Raw genomic sequence first — 15,410 nt, forward strand, 5'->3', positions numbered from 1 at the left:
AGTCATCAGTCATGTTCGGGAGTGTCATGCGAGCCGCCGGCGGTGGAGGAAGCGTTTTTCGATGACGCTCGCTCGTCCGCAGGCGACTTCTTCGACTTGGACAGATCGGTGAGATCGCGATCCAGCGCATCGGCAAGCAGGGCAAGGGAGTCGACCTCGGTTGCAACGAGGGCGGATTTCTCTTGCGCCTCATCGGCGATATCCTTGGCCCCGGCCACCAAGCGTTCCGTGCCATCGACCTTGGCGCGATGCCGCAGCGCTTGCTCTTTCGCTCCGGCCAAGATCGCCTCCGCCCGCGCCAGCAGTTTTTGCAGATATTCCGGCGACGCCCGATCGCCCTCGATCCGCTCGCCGTCGGCGGCCACCGCCCCTTCGATCGCCCGAAGCAGGGTATCTCGATGCTCTGCGACCATGGCGGCGGCGTCGCGGGCCCGCTCGCAAAGCGCCGAGATATCCTCGCCCAAGCGACCGGAGCTATCCGAAGCCGTGATAAAAGCGCCGACCTCGTTGTTTGCCGGGTTTGCCGATCCCCTTCGAAGGGCGAGATTGAGCATCAGCAGGCGCCCGGTCTCGGCCACCTCCATCAGCTCCGATTCCAACTCCCGCAGCGAGCGCATGCCCTCGTCGGCCAATACCATGGGATCGATGGGCGCACCCTTATCCGAAGAGCCCTCCTCGACGATCTCCCGCATGGTCGCCGCCGATGGTTGAAAATGTTTTCCCGATCCGGCGATCGAGCCCAACGCCTCGACCATCGAGCGGGCGACCTCCACCGCGGTGGATTCGATGGCCGCGCTGTTTTGATAAAGGGAGCGAAAAGCCTCGGAGGCCTCTTGCAGCGATTGGCCGTGTCTTTCGCCGATATCCCGGGCCGAGTCGGTGTTTTCCCGTATCGACCGGGCCTTGGCCGCAAGTTCGCCGGAGGTATCTTGCAGCGCGTGCATTCTTTGCGCCAGATGATCGATCGATTCCCCGATCGATCGGATCAGGGGTGCGACCTCCGAGGCATCGACGCCGTCGACTTCGATGCCATCGCCTTGCACGAGGGATTCCATCTTCTTGCGCACCTCGCCCAAAGAGCCTTTGATATGCGAGATATCCCGATCCCGGGCTTTGAGGGTATCCAAAGTTTTGCGCGAGGTATCGGTATTCCTGATGGCCAGGAGATCTCCTTGGCGCACCATATCGTTGATCCTTCCGCCTTGCCGGGTCAGCCCCATCGCCATCGCCAGCAGGACGATGACGGTCAGGGCGGCCAGCACGGCGAAAGCGATATCCGTGGGTACCGGCAGATCGAAGCGGAGTTTCGCCGCCGGCGGCGGAATTCGGCGTAAGTCATCGATGCGATCGATGATGGTGCGGCGCAAGGCTTCATGGCGCCGCTCGGATTCATCGTTGCCGACGATGCGAAGGATCGGATCCCTCATCGTGCGGTGGAGATCGGCGGTGTCTTTCAAAATCCCGCGCAGCTCCCGATTGCCGATCGGCTCGATCCCGGCTTCGGATCGACCCTCGAGCATCGCCTCCAAGGTACTGCCGAAGTCGGCGAAATCGCCTTGGATCCGCTGCGAGGCGATCTCTTTGTCATCGATATTCGAATCCCCAATCGCTCGGAGTCCGGCCATGATCCGGCGTATGAGGTTCGCCTGACCCACGGCATCCGACATCAGCCTGTTGAAGTCGATCTCGGCCACGCCCACATCGCCCAAGCGCTCCACGAAACGATCCGATAGCCGGATCATCCGGCTCCCGATCGTTTGCAGCTCACCCAAGTCGGCGGTCGTCGAAGTGGCCGGAGGATCGATATTCGAGAACGCTTGCAAGGCATCCGCAAGGGCCCTCCAATCGGCACGCTCCGGCGGCGGACGCAATGAGGTATCTGCGATGCTCGGCAGCATCTCGGCGATTCGCCGCCGACCCTCGTCATCGCCGATATCCGCTTGGAGCACATCCACGGCGATGGCGTCGAGCATCGCATTGCGAGCTGCATGATCGATGTCGTTTTGCTGATCCAAGAGCCGATTTTCGTAGTGGATCCAGCCGACGCCCAAGGTCAGGGCGAAAAGGGATATCGGCAGCCAGAACCACGTTGCCAAGCGACGGGTGATTTCACCCACCCCCGGTGCCATCGGCTCCGGCGGCGTGATATTCGGATATTGCCCGGACTTCATCCCCGCCGAGGTCTTTTCCGAAAGGGAATGAGCGCGTCGATCGCGCAAACCGGGATCCGGCGTTTGCATCATGCCGCTTCTCGAGGGGTGAGGGAGCAAAGGATGTCGATATCGATCAGCCAAGCCCTTTTCGAATCGACAAGGATATCCATGGAGACGATCCCCTTCGATCGCGCAAAATCCGAATCGCTCGTCGCCTCGCCGGGCGACGAGTCGGCTTCTTCAACGCTCCGCTCGGCCTTCCCCCCGTCCGTCCAATCGCTGCGTATTCCGATCACCTCATCCACCACCAAGCCGAATCGATAGGGCCCGCTATCGACGACGAGCGTCTTTTGCGGCTCTTTTCGCTCATCGGTCGCAAGATAAGCGCCCTTGCCGAGCAAGACGGCGGGATCGACGAGGGTCAGCACCCGTCCGTCAATCTCGGCAAGCCCCAAGATCCAGCGCGCAAGCGCCGATCCGGTCTTCGAGGTCGCAAAAGAGGGGAATTCGCCGAAAGGGGGGATGGTGGGCAATATCCGCTCGATCCGCGGGGCGGGAAAGGCAATCCATTGATCGGCGACCTTCGCAACGAGGAGGTCGGGGATGTCATCGTGGATCATGAATCGAATATCGAAAGGGTGATGGGCCAGCAAAAAGGGCGGGACGCCTGCGGACTTCGAGCGAATCCTCAAGCAACCGACGGTATCGAATGGTTCAGCGCGGACCGGCAAAAGGCGGCCGAGGGCCAAAGGGCATCGTTTCGATCCGATATGCCTTGCGATTCGATACACCATCCTCAAGACACCATCGGGTTCCGATCGACCGGCGCATTATAATCAATGGCCGGATAGGTCGATATTCGCCCTATCCAGATATCGCTCGATCCCGCGCCGTTTTCGACGCCGTTTTCGATAGACCGAACCCCCGAGATCATCGCCGAGGAATCCGATGAAAAAATCCATTTCGGCCACGAGATCGGTCTTCGCCCTTTGCCTTTTCTTGCCGATATCGATCGCTTTGGTGGCATGTGGTCCGGCGGCGACGGATCGCCGAACGATCGTCGCCGAGAAAGGGGCGCAAGTCATGCCCTTCGATCTGGAGCGCACGACCCATATCTTCGAAAAACTAAAAGGCGGAGGGTTGCAGCAGGTCGTTTCCGATGATGGGGACGATGCTCAGGTTCGACTCATTCGAGAGCATCTATCCAAGGAATCGATGCGTTTCTCGGCGGGTGATTTTCACTCCCCGGCCATGATCCATGGCGAAGACATGGCCGGACTGCACGAGCTGATGACGGGGGCGGATCGGCTGACGATCGTCTACGGCGAGATCGACGGCGGGGCGCAGATCCTCTACTTGGCCCATACCCCGGATTTGATCGAAGCGGTGCATGCTTGGTTCGATCAGCAGGTGAGCGACCATGGTTCCCATGCTCACACCCGTTCGCATACCCATAGCAAAAGCCATTGACGCCGGTCGGACGATGAAGCCCATCGATCGGCAAAGCATCCAAGCCCGATGCCGATGAGCCGCCGATCATCCAAAGCGAGAGCCGAAGAAAGATCGAAGGAGATGCAAGATGGATGACGATCCCTCCCGAAAGGGCGCGCAAGGCTCGAAAGAAACCACCGAAGATGCCGCCGCAAGCAAGGTAGCGGATGGATCCTTGCCATCGGCGAAGCTCTGGGCCGGACGCTTCGCCGAGCCTGCGGATGCCTTGGTGGAGCGCTTCACCGAATCGGTGAGTTTCGATCGAAGGCTGGCGCAGCACGATATCAAGGGCTCGATCGCCCATGCCACGATGCTCGCTTCCACCGGGGTGTTGAGCGTTGCCGACAAGGAGGCGATCATCGGCGGCCTCGAAGCGATATCGAAGGAGATCGAGGCCGGTCGCTTCGAGTGGAAAGGCACGCTCGAAGACGTGCACATGAATATCGAATCGGCCCTCACCGAGCGGATCGGCGAGGCGGGGAAGCGGCTGCATACCGCCCGCTCGCGCAACGATCAGGTCGCCACCGATATCCGCCTTTTCCTGCGAGAGGCCATCGATGGGATCATCGCCGCGATCCGACGCTTGCAGGAGGTCATCCTCGATATCGCCGAGCGCGAGGCGCAAACGATCCTCCCCGGCTTCACCCATCTTCAACCGGCGCAGCCGATCACCTTCGGGCACCATGTCATGGCGTGGTTCGAAATGCTCGCCCGCGATCAAGAGCGACTCGTCGATTGTCGCCGCCGCGTCAATCGCCTGCCTTTGGGATCCGCCGCCTTGGCCGGCACCCCCCACACCATCGATCGCGAATACAGCGCCCGCCTGCTCGGATTCGAAGTCGTTTGCGAGAACTCGCTCGATGCGGTGAGCGATCGCGATTTCGCCATCGAATTCGCCGCTGCCGGAGCCTTGATCATGGTGCACCTCTCCCGGATGTCCGAGGAGCTGGTGATGTGGATATCCCCCGCCTTCGATTTCGTCTCCCTCGGCGATGCCTGGTGCACCGGCTCGTCGATCATGCCGCAAAAGAAAAACCCCGATATCCCGGAGCTCGTTCGCGGCAAGAGCGCTCGCCTCATCGGCAATCTCAATACCCTGTTGACGCTGATGAAGGGACAGCCCTTGGCCTATAACCGCGACAATCAAGAGGATAAGGAGCCCATCTTCGATAGCGTGGATACGCTGCGCGACAGCCTCGAGATTTTCGCGGCGATGCTCGGCAGCCTCGAATGCCGTCGTTCGAATATGCGAAAAGCGGCCTTGAAGGGTCATACCACCGCCACCGATCTCGCCGATTATCTGGTGCGCAAGGGGATGCCTTTTCGGGACGCCCACGAGGTTACCGGGAAAGCGGTGCGCCTTGCGGTGGAGAGCGAGCGCGATCTCGCCGATCTGAGTCTTGACGAACTTCGCGCTTTTTCTTCGATGATCGAGGGCGATGTTCTCGATGTGCTGACCCTCGAGGGCTCGGTCGCCGCCCGGGATCATGTAGGCGGTACCGCCCCCGGCCAAGTGCGATCCGCGATCGCGCGGGCGCGTCGACGGCTTCGCTGAACATTCCTTTTTTTGCGTGCTTCATTTGCGGGCGCATCGCTCAACTTGGTAGGAGCGCAAACCCCCTAAGCCCCATCTTCGAGGTCCACAGAAGATAGAAGGCCATACGCTTTGCCTCCCCCGATGTCGGATTTTTCTAAAAGACTGCTTGCATGGTACGCCCGCCACGGGCGCCGGGATCTGCCATGGCAGCGCGATCCGACACCTTGGCGGGTGTGGGTATCGGAGATCATGCTGCAGCAGACCCAAGTGAGCGTCGTGCGCGGCTATTTCGATCGCTTCATGGCCCGCTTTCCCGATGTGCGAGCGCTGGCCGATGCCCCGCCGGACGATATCCTCGGCGAGTGGGCCGGGCTCGGCTATTACTCGAGGGCGCGCAACCTTCATCGCGCGGCGATATCGGTGCGCGATCGCCATGCGGGAACGATTCCGCGTTCCTTCGAATCCTTGCTTGGCTTGCCCGGTATCGGACCCTCGACCGCCGGAGCGATCCTCGCCCTTGCCCACGGCGATCGACACCCGATCCTGGATGGCAATGTAAAACGCGTTCTTTGCCGCTATCACGGGATCGCAGGTTGGCCCGGGCAATCTGCGATCGCTCGCACCCTTTGGGATCTGGCCGAGCGGCACACCCCCCATCGTCGGGTTGCCGCCTATACCCAAGCGATCATGGATCTCGGGGCGACCCTTTGCGTGCGATCCCATCCGAAATGCACGAAGTGTCCGCTGACCGAGGATTGCATCGCCCGCCGCCGAGGTCTGGTATCCGATCTGCCCACCCCGAGACCTAAGCGCACCTTGCCCCTAAGGCGCACGGTCTTTCTCGTTTTACGCTCATCGCAAGGGGCGTTCCTGTTGGAGCGGCGTCCGCCCATCGGTATTTGGGGCGGCCTTTGGTGCTTTTTGGAGTGCAAAATCGACGATGACCCCGCTTCGATATGCCAAGAGCGTTTGGGTTTGCGTTTGAAATCCAAACGCGCGCTTGCCAAGCGGGTGAGCACTTTTACCCATTTTCGACTCGAAATAACACCGATAGTGATGGAAGTGGCGAGCGATTCGATCGATCGGGTCGCCGATTCGAACGAGCGACGCTGGTATGCCAAGGCATCGGCCGAGGATATCGGCCTTCCGGCCCCGATCAGGCGTTTGATCGACGAGGTGATGGGCTGAAAACCGGCTTCTCCGATCCCGCCGGCGGGGGTGGGGGCGAGACCATTCGTTTTCCCCCTTGCATCGCTGTGGATCATGAAGCCCGAAGAGATCACTCCTTGTCTTATCCTCACCCATCGATCGCGGCGCGGTTATTCTTGGGTCGAGTGCTTTCCCAAGCCTTCGAATCGATCGCCTTGATCTTCGGGAGGCTCTTCGAAGAGAACGAAAAGCGGGTAGCGGGTGTCTTTGGCACCCAATCGTTTGATCCCAAGTCGAATGTCGAATAACGGATAAGCCCTTGAAAAAGGAGGTCTTTGTCGAAATGGCGCGGATGATCCAGTGCATCAAACTCGGCCGGGAAGAGGAGGGGCTCGACTTCCCGCCGCTGCCCGGTGATATCGGCAAACGGGTATTCGAGAGCGTCTCGAAAGCGGCGTGGCAGCAGTGGCTCGCTCACCAGACGATGCTGATCAACGAAAATCGTCTCAAAGTGACCGACCCCGAAGCCAGGCGTTTTCTTGAAGGCGAACTGGAAAAGTTCTTCTTCGAAGGAGGCGCAAAAGCCCCTTCCGGTTTCGTGCCCCCGCCGGGATCCGATTGAGCGATCCGGCTCGAGGATGCGATTGCGGGCATCGCTTCGAACGAGGCCTCGATGCCGAAGGGTTTTTTCGGTATTTTTGAGCCTTGATCGTTCGTTTTCAAAGGCGCTTATCGAGATTCTTGGGAGTTCGAGCGGGCTTCGTCGATATCCGAACGGGCGCTTTCCATCGCGCTTTTTATGTACCTTTTTCGGATCTCTCGGGTGAGCGGCCCCGGCTTGCCGTCGCCGATGACCCTATCGTCGATACGCACCACGGGTACCACGAAACTCGCCGCGCTGGTCGAGAAGGCTTCGGCCGCCGATTTCGCCTCGGCGACGGTGAAAGCCCGCTCTTCGACTTCGAGCCCCTCTTCTTGCGCCAGGCGCAGCACCACGCTACGGGTGATCCCCGGCAGGATCTCCGATCCCAGATGACGGGTGATCAAGTTGCCTTCGGATCCGACGATCCAAGCGTTATTCGAACTGCCCTCGGTGATGCGATCGTTTTCGACCATCCAGGTATCGTCGGCTCCGGCATCGAGCGCCGCTTGCTTGGCCATCGACGCCGCCAGCAGCGAGACCGATTTGATATCGCATCTCGCCCAACGAAGGTCGGGGGAGGTGATGATCGAGATCCCGCTCTTCGCCGCCGGGTTGTCGACGATCTTCTTGTGCTGCACGAACATCACCAGCGTGGGTTGCGGCGACGAGGGAAAGGCGAAATCGCGATTCGCCGGCCCCCGGGTGATTTGCAGGTAGACCAAGCCCTCGTGCAGTCGGTTGCGTTCGATCAACTCCCTTTGCAAGCCCGTGATCTTCTCCGGCGCCAAGGGCAAGGGCAGGTCGACCTCCCCCAAAGAGCGTTGCAATCGGGCGAGATGGGCCGGGTTGTCCACCAAACCCCCTTCGAGAACCGAGGAGACTTCGTAGATGGCATCGGCGAAGAGAAATCCGCGATCGAAGATCGAAACCGTGGCTTCGGAGGCCTCGAGAAAACGATCGTTGACATAGGTGATTCCGGGGGGGATGGCGTTGGACATGAGCGTTTTCCTTATCCGAAAGAGCGGGGCGAGATGGAAGCGAGAAGCGGATCCTCCATGCCGTTCATAGTGCACTTTTCGCCGATGGCGGATGGTCTCAAAGGCTGTTTCGACGAGGATCGAAATCGATGAAATTCCCCTCGGGGAGCTCGTCCCCGGCCAGGCTGATCGTCGATCTCGCCGCGCTTGGCGAAAACTATCGCACGATCCGCACCTTGGCCGAGGGTGGATCCGGTCCATCGGAGGTTGCGGCCGTGGTCAAGGCCGATGCCTACGGTTTGGGTATGCCGGCGGTGGCCCGCGCCCTTTTTTCCGCCGGCTGCCGCACCTTTTTCACCGCATTTTCCCATGAAGGGATCGCCCTTCGGCAGGTCTTGGGAGACGATTCCGAAATCTTCGTCCTGATCCCGACCTTCGGTCTTGGGGATATGGATAGTCTCGGCGGTGCGACCGATGCCCCTGCCGCAACCCCGGATCCGGCTTCGGAGATCGAAGCGATGCGACGCTTTCGATTGATCCCCTGTCTGTTCGACCTTGCAGGGATCGATCGATGGATCGAGAGCACAAGACCTGCGAAGGCTCCGGCGGCCTTGCATGTCGAGACCGGGATCAATCGGCTGGGCCTTGCGCCCAAAGACTTGGAACGCCTCTTGCAAGACCGATCGAGACTGGCCCGTTTGGATATCGTCTTGTTGATGAGCCATCTTGCTTGCGCCGATGACCCGGCCGATCCCGCCAATGACGAGCAAAGACGACGCTTTTGCGCCATCTTGCGGGATTTCCCCGGGATCCGAACGAGCCTCGCCAACTCCGCCGGGGGCTTTCTCGGGTCGGAGTATCATTTCGATCTCCTTCGTCCCGGCATCGCTCTTTATGGTCATGATCCGCACGATCTCGCCCCTCATGATTCACAGGCACCCTCTTCGAGGATGCGGCCGGTGGCGACGCTCCAAGCGCGGTTGGGGCAGGTGCGCGAACTCGCCGCCGGGGAGCGCATCGGCTACGGCGGCAAGGCTCGTTGCCATGGCCCTCGCCGAGTCGGAGTCGTGCTCGCCGGATATGCCGACGGCATCCCGCGCTCCCTCTACGGACCCCGAGGAGCGGCCGAAGCGTCGATCGATGGCCATCGCGCCCCGTTTTTCGGGACGGTATCGATGGATATGACCACCATCGATTTGACTCACCTCCCCGAATCGTCGGTGCGCCCCGGAGCGTGGGTGGAGTTGTTCGGCACCGATCCCTCGATCACCGAAGTGGCGCAGCGGGCGGGGACGATCCCGTACGAGATTCTCACCGGAATCGGTCCGAGAGTCGAGCGCATCTATATCCAAGCGCCGGATCGTCCGGCATCGTTCGAAAAAGCCCGATGATGCGCAAAGTCTATGCAAGCGACAACCTTGCGATGCTCGGATATGTCCGATCGATGCTCGAAGAACATGCGATCGGTTTCATCGTTCGCAACGATTTTCTCGCCGGAGCCGCCGGGGAGTTGCCGGTCAACGAGACCTGGCCGGAAATCTGGGTCGTCGACGAGCGAGATGCCGAGCGCGCGCTGTCCCTGATCGAGACCATCGTGGCATCCCCGCCTTCCGCCCCGGATTGGCGATGCCCGAAGTGCTCTCGAAGGATCGAAGGGCAGTTCACCGATTGCTGGCACTGCGCCGCCGACGAGTCTTGAGGATGATTCGTCGTTTTCCAAAGATCCGGCTTCGGCGAACGAACATCCCTTATCGAAGAATATCCCGAAGAAGACCGCAAAAGATCACCTTCGCTTCGTAGCCCCGCCTTGCTCGATATTGCCCCTTTTCAAACCAAGCCCCGCTATCACGCTCTCGGTCTCTCATGCCCTCGGGCAGCGATCGAGAAAACCTCCCCGGATCACCGAGTCGTTGTCAAAAGCGCAAAGCCAAGCGGCGATATCGACCCGATCCCTTGGAATCGCTTATTTCGCCGACCCGACCATCGAGAGTTTTTCATGCACATCGATCGACCGATCCGCATCGCCCTTTTTCTTGCAGGTGCATTGTTGTGGCTGCCGATCGCCTTGATCCTGCAAAGCCTCGTTCGCTTCGGCCCCGAGTTCTTCGGGCAGCCGATGATCGGCGAGATGATCCTGTCCACCATCGCCCCCGCCCCCTTCGGCCTGCCCTTGGCATTGGCATGCGCCTGCCTTTGGCGGCACGGCTTTCGCAAGACGGCGATCCTCTCCTTTGTCCTCCTCGCCCCATTGAGCCTTGTCGGCATCGTCGTCGGCGGGCTTTTGGGTCTGCCGGGAATGACCCTGATCTCGCTGCTGCTCAGCCTCCCGGCGTGGGCGATCTTCTCGATATCGCTCTTTCTATCCAAACGCCGAGCCCGACGCTCGACGAAGATGATCGATAATTCGCCGGGATGATTCGAACGACGATGAGCCCCATCGGCCAAAAAGAGCCGGATTTCGCCCGCAAGGATTTCTCGATATCCCCGAAACTCTCGATCTCCAAAGCCTCGATCCCTTATCCTTGGCACACTAATCCGTAGACGATCGAAGATGGATGAATTGCCGCCTTGCCGGCGAGCCTTTCGTCGATAACCATCCGGCGATCGATCACGTTCGATCACCTTCGATCACCTTGCAACCCGAGCGCATCCCCTTTTCCCCAATCATCCCCCGATCGATATCGATGACCACCCCCCCTTTTCATTGCTCGATGGTTCTGGACGATATCGGGCACTACCCCTTGCAAGCGCAGAACCTGTTGCTTTGCTTGGAGCGAAAAGGAGCGATTCCTCGATCGAGGATCGTCGTGCATTGCACGCAGCGCGTGGATGAGGGCTTGCGTCTTCGTTTGCAGAACCACGGCTGCAAGGTTCGGGTCATCGCCCCTTATCTCGATGGCACCTATTGCAATAAATTGATGCAGCTCGATTATTTCTTGCATCCCGAGGTGCAAAAAAAAGCCATCGACGAGGGCTTGAAAGGCGTTTTTCTCCTCGATCTCGATCTGGCGGTGCTAAGCCCTTTGCAAGTGCCCGATCCCGAGGTGATATGGGGCAAACCGGTAGACGCCCCCAACCCTCCCTTGGCATGCCTTCAATCCATCTTCCAAAGCGCCAAGATCGATCCGCCCGCCATCATCGCCTGCGATACGAATGCGCAGCCGACTTTCGATACCAACTTCAACGGCGGTTTTCTATATATCCCTTTCGCTCTTATGGATCGAGTCAATCGCACTTGGAAAGGTTGGGCCGAATTTCTTTTCAACCGCCCCGAACTCTTCGCCGAATACCCGAACTACCGCAAACATATCGATCAGATATCCCTTGCGATGACTCTTGTCAGCGACTCGCTACCCTATCGCCATTTGGATGCCCACGATAACTTTCCCTGCCATATCCCTCATCCCCCGCGCAGTTTCAACCCCGATCGCCCGATTCGGGTTTTGCACTATCACGATCGCCTCGATGATTTCGGATTGATCGCCCCGATTTTTTCCGATGACGGCGGCGTTTTCGATACCGCCATACAACAAGCCAACACCCTTTTCGCCCCGAGTGACGATCTCGATGCTTATGCGATCTATAAAAAATATCTGGCATCCAAATCGATCGAAGCGGTGCCCGACTCATCCGATATTTTTTGCGAATCCTTCAAAACCCATGCCCGAGGGAAAAACGGACCAAGGCGATTGATCTTGCATGCCGGCACCCCGAAAACGGGCACATCCTCCTTGCAATGGTATTTGGCGGATCATAAAGATGATTTGGCGGCGCAAGGATTTTGGTATCCCCCGCCTTCCGAAAACGGCGAGCCGAAGCATCAGCGGCTCGTCGCACTTTCGATGCACGAGGACGAACCCGCCTTTATCGAATATTGCGAAGCGTCATTGGCGCAGATGCCGGATCATATCCATAGCATCATCTTCACCACCGAAGGTCTTTACAATCATTGGCGCGATTTTTCGCCCCGAGCGAAGTCCCGCTTGCGCGCCCTCGCCTCGATCTTCGATGTCGAGTTATGCGTTTGGTTCAGGGAGCCAGAATCCTTCGCCGCCTCTTTATATATGCAATACCTCAAAAACCCCGTCCCCCCGGATATCGATGCCCCGCAAGCCAAGGTCTACGGCCGCGATATCTCATTCGAAGAGGCGATGAACGATGAATGGTTCCGCCTGCACTTGGACTACTTGGGTTTTTATTTCGAGGCCGAGACTCTTTTCGGAAGCGGTAGCGTGCAAGCCTTCCACTGGTCCGAAGATACCGTCAAGACCTTCATGCAGCGCTATGGCATCGATCTACCCTATACCGACCCGCCCCGCCACAACACCTCTTTGCGCAAACCCGGCATCGATATCATGCGCATCGCAAATCGCTACCGCAATCGATTGCCTTATAGCGACCAAGAACGGATCGCCCGAATCGCCGGCGATATCGATACCCTCATCGGCGAACACGGCGAGCCCTTCGAACCGAACGAACAGGAGCGAGCGCTGATTGACCGATACACCGCCCGAGGCCGGCATTCGATGCAAAGCATCATCAATCGCTTGCCCTGCCCGGATAAATCCATGGCATATCCCGACTTGGACGAACGATGAACACGAACGATGAGAGCGATGGGGCACCCTTGCATAGCGCTTCATGGAACGGCGACGGGGCCACGGTCGACAGGCTGATCAAGTCCGGGTTCGACCCGAATTCTAAAGGCAACGACGGGTGGACCCCCTTGCACATCGCGGCACTGGAAGGGCATATCTTGATCATCAAATCATTGGTCAAGCATGGCGCCGACCCGAATAGACGCAACGATCGAAAGGAGACCCACTTGCATCTCGCCGCCCTCGGCGGGCAGTCGCGGCGGTGAAGATGCTGATCAAGCGTGGTGCGGATCCGAATGCGATGGATGAAGAGGGCCATACCCCCTTGGCCTTCGCCGCCCAGGAAGGCTGCGTCGGCGCGGCGCAAACGCTGATCAAAGCCGGTGCGGAATCGAATGCCAAAGAGACGGATCGATCGATGTCCTTGCACGATGCCGCATGGCAAGGTTCCGTCACCGAGATGCGAACGCTGCTCGAGGCCGGCGCCGATCCGAATGCGACGCAAGAAGATGGCAGCACCCCCCTCCACGAGGCCGCGCTGCTCGGACAGAGCGAAACGATCGATCTTCTGCTCAAGGCCGGCGCGGATCCGAACTCGAAAAAAGAAGACGGACAAACGCCTTTGCATACCCTCGTGCATGGAGAACACGCCAAGGCGATCGATGCGTTGGTCAAAGCCGGTGCGGATCCGAACGCCAAAGAAGAGGGCGGATGGACACCCTTGCACACCGCCTCCGCCGAAGGACACGTCGCCGTGGTGGAAGCGCTGGGCCGGGTCGGCGCCGATCCGAGCGTCGAGGACGACGAAGTGGGAACACCCTTGCACTACATCGCCCGAGAGGGGCAAACCGCCACCATCGAGGCATTGATCAAAATCGGCGCCGACCCCAACGCAAAGGCCAAAGATGGCTGGACACCCTTGCACGTCGCCGCCCAAGAAGGACAGATCGCAGTGGTCGAGGCCCTGATCGCAGTCGGCGCCGACCCCAATGCAAAAGCCACCGAAAGCGGCTGGACCCCCATGCACGCCGCCGCCGACGAAGGACAACCCGCCTCGATATAAACCCTGATCAAGGCAGGAGCCGATCCGAACGCAAGAGACGAAGACGGCCAAACCCCCTTGCACGCCGCTGCAGATCAAGGACGAGTCGATGCGATCGAGATCCTGACCGCCACCGGCGCCGACCTCGAAGCCAAAGACGAATACGACTGGACCCCCTTGCACTTCGCCGCCGACAAAGGACAAACCGCAGCGATAGAAACCTTGATCAAACTAGGCGCCGACCCGAACGCAAAAGACAATGACGGAGATACCCCCTTGGACTTGGCCAAGCAGAGCAATCACCCCGCCGCAGCCGAGACCCTCATCGAAGCCGGCGCCACCGCATCGAACGATTCCTGACTCGCCATCGAAAAAGTGGCTATTGCACTTCGATCGAAAACGCATCGCCCAAATCCTCACCAATCCCATGATCGGACAACGAAGAGCCCGGATGACTAACCTGACGACCCCGATACAAAAACCTCGCCATGAAACTGTAAACAAAACGATTTCAATACCCCACCCTCCCGGAAACACCCATGCCCCATCCCAACCAAGACGAGAGTGAGCGATGAACCCAGAAAACGAAAGCGGGTGGACACCTTTGCATCAGGCCGTAATGGACGGGGACATCACCTCGATCCATACGCTGATCAAGCATGGCGCAGACCCGAATGTGAAGACTGATGAAGGGGCGACGCCTATGCACCTCGCTGCGCAGGACGGTCACCCCGCTGTGGTTGGTGCGTTGGTCGATGCTGGTGCAGACCCGAACGCGAAGGCCGATGATGGGAGGACGCCTCTGCACTCTGCCGCGAATAACGGACACACCGCTGCGATTAGTGCGTTGGTTGAGGTTGGTTCAGACCCGAGGGCGAAGGCCGATGATGGATGGACGCCCATGCACTCTGCTGCGCAGGAAGGTCACCGCGATGCGATTGGTGCATTGGTCGAGGCAGGCGCAGACCCGAATACGAAAAAAGAGAATGGGTGGACGCCCATGCATTCTGCCGCGATGAATGGTCACGTCGATGCGATTGGTGCATTGGTCGAGGCTGGTGCAGACCCGAACGCGAAAAGAGAGAATGGGTGGACGCCCATGCACCTCGCCGCGCTGGAAGGTCACCGCGATGCGATTGGTGCATTGGTCGAGGCAGGCGCAGACCCGAATGCGAAAAAAGAGAATGGGTGGACACCCATGCATTCTGCCGCGATGAATGGTCACGTCGATGCGATTGGTGCATTGGTCGAGGCTGGTGCAGACCCGAACGCGAAGACTGAGAACGGGCACACCCCCATGCACGCTGCCGCGTGGAACGGTCATACCGATGCGGTTGGTGCGCTGGTCAAAGCTGGCGCAGACCCGAACACGAAGGACGACGATGGAGATACCCCTTTGCACGAGTCTGCGAAGAACGGTCACGTCGCCGTGGTCAAATCACTGATCAAATCCGGTGCCGACCTGAATGCGAAGACCGAAGATGGGTGGACTCCCATGCACTATGCCGCGAAGAGCGGTCACACCGGTGTGATTGGTGCACTGGTCAATGCCGATGCAGATCCGGATGCAAGTGACAATCAAGAGTCGACGCCCCTGCGCTATGCCGCGTGGAACGGTCACACCGATGCGGTTGATGCGTTGGTTGATGCTGGTGCAGACCCGGGTGCATCATGGAACATAAATTGGTGGACGCGCACCGAGAACTTATATGCCGCTGCGCGGGAAGGTGATATCAATAAAATTCGTGTGTTGGTTAAGGCTGGTGAAGACCCGAACGCGAAGGACGAGGCCGAGTGGACTCCTATGCATGCTGCCGCGT

At 59.4% G+C, this 15,410-nt stretch carries 15 protein-coding genes; 12 read left to right on the forward strand and 3 right to left on the reverse strand.

The genetic code is table 11. From position 1 onward, the window contains the following. Nucleotides 1–5 precede the first annotated feature (5 nt). Entirely contained in the window at nt 6–2,243 is a 2,238-nt protein-coding gene (locus tag BF99_RS0118680; RefSeq protein ID WP_025772362.1) for a hypothetical protein, read from the reverse strand. Then, entirely contained in the window at nt 2,240–2,773 is a 534-nt protein-coding gene (locus BF99_RS0118685) for a chemotaxis protein CheW (RefSeq protein WP_197019225.1), read from the reverse strand. Before BF99_RS0118685 ends, BF99_RS0118680 begins: the two co-directional genes overlap by 4 nt. 328 nt (nt 2,774–3,101) lie before the next feature. Here BF99_RS0118685 and BF99_RS0118700 point away from each other — a divergent pair, with 328 nt between their 5' ends. From BF99_RS0118700 to BF99_RS0118720, 4 genes are all read left to right on the forward strand, one after another. After that, nucleotides 3,102–3,623 (forward strand): hypothetical protein, encoded by a 522-nt coding sequence (locus tag BF99_RS0118700; protein ID WP_025772368.1) that lies wholly within the window; start codon nt 3,102–3,104, stop codon nt 3,621–3,623. Between the two features lie 109 nt (nt 3,624–3,732). Then, complete coding sequence (gene argH / locus BF99_RS0118705; RefSeq protein ID WP_025772370.1) at nt 3,733–5,199, forward strand: argininosuccinate lyase; 1,467 nt, start codon at nt 3,733–3,735, stop codon at nt 5,197–5,199. A gap of 123 nt (nt 5,200–5,322) precedes the next feature. Next, nucleotides 5,323–6,369 (forward strand): A/G-specific adenine glycosylase, encoded by a 1,047-nt coding sequence (gene mutY / locus BF99_RS0118710; RefSeq protein WP_038099051.1) that lies wholly within the window; start codon nt 5,323–5,325, stop codon nt 6,367–6,369. 304 nt (nt 6,370–6,673) lie between these two features. After that, nucleotides 6,674–6,952, forward strand: a complete 279-nt coding sequence (locus BF99_RS0118720; protein WP_025772374.1) for an oxidative damage protection protein — start codon at nt 6,674–6,676, stop codon at nt 6,950–6,952. Nucleotides 6,953–7,059: 107 nt separating this feature from the next. Here the strand turns inward: BF99_RS0118720 and BF99_RS0118730 are convergent, their stop codons facing one another. Continuing rightward, nucleotides 7,060–7,971: a D-amino-acid transaminase gene (locus tag BF99_RS0118730; protein WP_025772375.1), complete on the reverse strand. Its 912-nt coding sequence runs from the start codon at nt 7,969–7,971 to the stop codon at nt 7,060–7,062. A 128-nt stretch (nt 7,972–8,099) separates the two neighbouring features. Here BF99_RS0118730 and alr point away from each other — a divergent pair, with 128 nt between their 5' ends. From alr to BF99_RS22265, 8 genes are all read left to right on the forward strand, one after another. Beyond that, complete coding sequence (gene alr, locus BF99_RS0118740; RefSeq protein WP_025772377.1) at nt 8,100–9,341, forward strand: alanine racemase; 1,242 nt, start codon at nt 8,100–8,102, stop codon at nt 9,339–9,341. Next, complete coding sequence (locus BF99_RS0118745; RefSeq protein ID WP_051482987.1) at nt 9,338–9,649, forward strand: putative signal transducing protein; 312 nt, start codon at nt 9,338–9,340, stop codon at nt 9,647–9,649. The genes alr and BF99_RS0118745 overlap by 4 nt, the downstream gene beginning before the upstream one ends. A gap of 297 nt (nt 9,650–9,946) precedes the next feature. Beyond that, nucleotides 9,947–10,366, forward strand: coding sequence for a hypothetical protein (locus BF99_RS0118750; RefSeq protein ID WP_156013481.1), 420 nt, complete (start codon nt 9,947–9,949; stop codon nt 10,364–10,366). Nucleotides 10,367–10,634: 268 nt separating this feature from the next. Then, nucleotides 10,635–12,548 carry a hypothetical protein gene (locus BF99_RS22260; protein WP_156013483.1) on the forward strand — a complete coding sequence of 638 codons (1,914 nt, stop codon included), beginning with the start codon at nt 10,635–10,637 and terminating at the stop codon, nt 12,546–12,548. Next, nucleotides 12,545–12,814, forward strand: coding sequence for an ankyrin repeat domain-containing protein (locus tag BF99_RS0118765; RefSeq protein WP_025772384.1), 270 nt, complete (start codon nt 12,545–12,547; stop codon nt 12,812–12,814). Before BF99_RS22260 ends, BF99_RS0118765 begins: the two co-directional genes overlap by 4 nt. 2 nt (nt 12,815–12,816) lie before the next feature. Continuing rightward, nucleotides 12,817–13,611: an ankyrin repeat domain-containing protein gene (locus BF99_RS0118770; RefSeq protein ID WP_038099039.1), complete on the forward strand. Its 795-nt coding sequence runs from the start codon at nt 12,817–12,819 to the stop codon at nt 13,609–13,611. A 6-nt stretch (nt 13,612–13,617) separates the two neighbouring features. Then, nucleotides 13,618–13,950 carry an ankyrin repeat domain-containing protein gene (locus BF99_RS21510; RefSeq protein WP_306700033.1) on the forward strand — a complete coding sequence of 111 codons (333 nt, stop codon included), beginning with the start codon at nt 13,618–13,620 and terminating at the stop codon, nt 13,948–13,950. Between the two features lie 211 nt (nt 13,951–14,161). Next, nucleotides 14,162–15,410: ankyrin repeat domain-containing protein (locus tag BF99_RS22265; RefSeq protein WP_197019226.1), on the forward strand; the 1,249-nt coding region annotated here is incomplete at its 3' end.

It is taken from the genome of Thioalkalivibrio sp. HK1, assembly GCA_000583135.1.
GTDB lineage: Bacteria > Pseudomonadota > Gammaproteobacteria > HK1 > HK1 > HK1.